This window comes from Nocardia farcinica (genome assembly GCF_029867845.1).
Taxonomy (GTDB): Bacteria; Actinomycetota; Actinomycetes; order Mycobacteriales; family Mycobacteriaceae; genus Nocardia; species Nocardia farcinica_A.
The window spans coordinates 1-3,356 of sequence record NZ_JARWRU010001242.1; the positions used below are offsets into that span (position 1 = coordinate 1).

Sequence of the window (3,356 nt, forward strand, 5' to 3'; positions counted from 1 at the left end):
CAGCAGGGTCGCGTCCACCAGCTGCCCGCGGCCGTCGCGGTGGCGCTCGAGCAGCCCCAGCAGGATGCCGTTGACCGCGAGGTGGGCGGTGACGATTTCGACGATCGGCACCCCGACCCCCAACGGATTGCCGTCGGGGTAACCGTTGACGCTCATCAGCCCGCCGAAGGACTGCAACACCGCGTCGTAGCCGGGCAGGCCGCCCATCGGCCCGTCGACACCGAATCCGGTGATCCGGCAATAGATCAGGCGCGGATGCCGCCGCGCCAGCACGGTCTCGAAGTCGAACCCCCAGCGCGCCATCGTGCCCGCCTTGAAGTTCTCCACCACCACGTCGGCGCCCGCGATCAGGTGGCCGAGGATCTCGCGGCCCTCGTCGGTGCGCAGGTCGAGCGCGATGTTGTCCTTGCTGTGATTGAGACTCGCGTAGTAGGCGCTGCTGGCGCCCTCGTCCAGGAACGGTGGTCCCCAGGCACGGGTCTCGTCACCGCCCGGCGCTTCCACCTTCAGCACTTCCGCGCCCTGGTCGGCCAGCATCTGCGCGGTGTAGGGGCCCGCGAGCACGCGGCTCAGGTCGAGCACCCGCAATCCGGTGAGCACGCCGTTGCCGGTCGCGCCGTCGGCCTCGCGCCAGGCGGCGCGCCCGTCGATACCGGTCGCGGCGGCGGTCGGGGAGATGGTCATCGGGAGGCCTCCTCCGCGGTGGCGGCTGTCTCGGCTCCGGTCACCAGGTCCCACGGGTCGGCGCCCTCGTCGAGGATCTGCGCGGCCAGCTCTCGCGCCCAGAAGCGTTCCGAGCCGTAGCGTTCCCGCCAGTTCCACAGCGCCGTGGTGGACCGGCCGAGTTCGTATTCGGCGGTGAAGCCGATCGCGCCGTGGATCTGGTGCCCGGCGGCGGCGATCTCCCTGGCGGCGGCGGAGGTCACCGCCTTGGCGGCGGCGATCGATGTGCGCGCGAGCGCGCTGTCCGCGTCGGCGATCGCGGCCGCTGTCGCTGTTTCCATCAGCGCCGTGCGGGCGGCCAGGCCGGCCAGCCGCTGCTGCACGGCTTGGAAGGCCGCTAGCGGTCGCCCGAACTGGACCCGCTCGGCGGCATAGCGCAGGGTCCGCTCGCGCACCGTGCCCGCGGCGGCGGTCAGCGCCACCGCGTAGGCGAGTGCCCCGCGCCGCCGGAGTTCGGCGGTGCTGACGGGGGAGACGAACAACCGCGCGGGCGCGGCGTCGAATCGGATGTCGTCGAAAGGCGCGCCGAGCAGGTCGCTGCCCGGCTCCACGGTGACTCCGGGAGCGTCTGTGGCGACCAGGGCGACGGTGGGCCGCTCGTCGGCGTCCTCGTCGACGCCGGGCAGCACGACCACGAGGATGCCTGCCCCGGTGGCGTGGACGACGCCGGTGACCGAGCCGTCGAGCACGGCGTCTGGCGTGGGCGGCGTGGCATCTGGCGCGCCGCCGTCGCGTGTGATGCGGCAGTCGGCGCCCGCGACGGCCATCGTGGCCGGCCCGCTCGGCGGCGCTGCGGTGCACTCGGCGACCAGGCGACCGGCCAGCAGCGTGTGCTCGAGCAGCATGGTGAGCGCGCCCCGGCCGACGACCGCGTGCAGGACCGACAGCGCGTCGGCCGTGCTGCCGCCGCTGCCGCCGTGTTCCTCGGGGATGCCGATCTCGGTGAAGCCCGCCTCGGTGAGCGCGGCCCACAGCGCGGCGTCGGCGCCGTCGGCGGGAGTGGTGGCGGGATGGGCGCCGGTACGGCCGACGCGCTCGGCCATCGCGGCCGCCGCGGCCGCGGGCTCGGTGTCCCAGTGGCTCGCCGCGGGCTCTGTGTCCCAGTGGCTCGCCGCGGGCTCGGTGTTCGAACAGCTCATCGCAATCCCATTCCGCGCGCGACGATTCCGCGCAAGATCTCGTTGGTGCCACCGCGCAGGGTGAACGCGGGGGTGTGCAGCACCCCCGCGGCAAGCAACCGGGCGAAGGGGTCGCCACCGGCGCGCCGGGGCTCGACCTCCGTGCACGCCCGGATGGCCTCGACCACCTCGCCTTCGAAGGTGGAGCCGAGATCCTTGACCATCGCCGCGAGCACGTCGGGCTTGCGCCCGGCATCCAGTTCGGCGGTGACCGCCAGCGACATCCGGCGCAACGCCCACGCCTGCGCGGTGAGCGTGCCCAGGACCGTCCGCTGCTCGTCGGTGGCGCCGGTGCGCCGCAACCGCGCGGCCCAGGCGCGCAGCAGTGGCATGGTCGACAGGTACCGCTCCGGGCCGGAGCGTTCGTAGGCCAGTTCGCTCATCACCTGCGCCCAGCCGTTGCCCCGGCGCCCGAGCAGCGCGTCGGCGCCGACCCGCACGTCGTGGAAGATCACCTCGTTGAAGTGCGTGCCGCCGTCGATACTGCGCAGCGGGCGTACCTCGATGCCGGGATGGGACAGTTCGACCAGGAACTGCGACAGGCCGGTGTGCCGGTCACGCGGGCCGCCGTCGGTGCGGGCGAGCAGCACCATGGCGTGGGCGACGTGCGCGCCGGTGGTCCACACCTTGGTGCCGGTTATCGTCCACGAACCGTCCTCGTTCGCGACGGCCCTGGTGCGGACGGCCGCCAGGTCGGAGCCGGCGTCCGGCTCGCTCATGCCGATCGCGAAGAACACCTCGCCCGCGGCGATGCCGGGCAGGTAGCGTCGCTTCTGTTCCTCGCTGCCGTTGGCGAGGATGCCCGGCGCCATCTGCCGGTCGGCGATCCAGTGCGCGGCCACCGGGGCGCCCGCGGCGAGCAGTTCCTCGGTCACCACGAAGCGCTCCAGCAGGGAACGCGCATGTCCGCCATAGCGTTTCGGCATCGTCATACCGAGCCAGCCGCGCGCGCCGAGGCGGGCGCTGAAGGCCGGGTCGAAGCCGCTCATCCAGTTGTCCGGGGCGGGGGTATAGGTGCCCGCGTCGAGTTCGGCGCGCAGGAAGGCCCGCACCTCGGCACGCAACCCGGACAGTCGCCGCTCGTCCACGGGCGCCGGTGGCCGGCCACCGGGTCCCGCGGTCATCGGCCCGGCCCCCGCGACGACCACGCGCCCTCGCCCTTGCGGGCCATCGACCACATCTGCACGCCGCGTTCGATCTCCAGCGCCGAGGACCAGCTGACCGCGGGCGGGCCGAGTTCGAGGCGGGCGCTGTTCATGATCCGCCTGGTCAGGTCGGGATCGGCGGCGGCGGGCGCGGGGCGCTCGGCCCCCGGCGCCCCCTGCGCGCGCCGCGGCCCCCCCCCCCCACCCCCCCCCGACACTTCCGACGACGGCGACACCGACTCCGCCGCCGAGGACTAGACCGTGGGTGAGGTGCGGGCCCGTCAAGTCTTCACCCCGCCTGTGGGGGCCG

3 protein-coding genes and 1 pseudogene are annotated in these 3,356 nt (G+C 73.9%); all 4 read right to left on the reverse strand.

Features of this window, described 5'->3' with window-relative positions; translation table 11 throughout:
• Positions 1 to 684 (reverse strand): CaiB/BaiF CoA transferase family protein (locus QH283_RS27780; RefSeq protein WP_280505884.1); only part of this gene is annotated, 684 nt, incomplete at its 3' end.
• A complete protein-coding gene (locus QH283_RS27785) occupies positions 681 to 1,862 on the reverse strand; it encodes an acyl-CoA dehydrogenase family protein (protein ID WP_280505885.1) in 1,182 nt (393 codons plus the stop codon). The genes QH283_RS27785 and QH283_RS27780, both read right to left, overlap by 4 nt.
• Complete coding sequence (locus QH283_RS27790) at positions 1,859 to 3,025, reverse strand: acyl-CoA dehydrogenase family protein (RefSeq protein WP_432420796.1); 1,167 nt, start codon at positions 3,023 to 3,025, stop codon at positions 1,859 to 1,861. The genes QH283_RS27785 and QH283_RS27790 overlap by 4 nt, the downstream gene beginning before the upstream one ends.
• Positions 3,022 to 3,198, reverse strand: a pseudogene (locus QH283_RS27795) (enoyl-CoA hydratase); the annotation flags it as partial. The pseudogene QH283_RS27795 and the gene QH283_RS27790, both read right to left, overlap by 4 nt.
• Between the last annotated feature and the right edge of the window lie 158 nt (positions 3,199 to 3,356).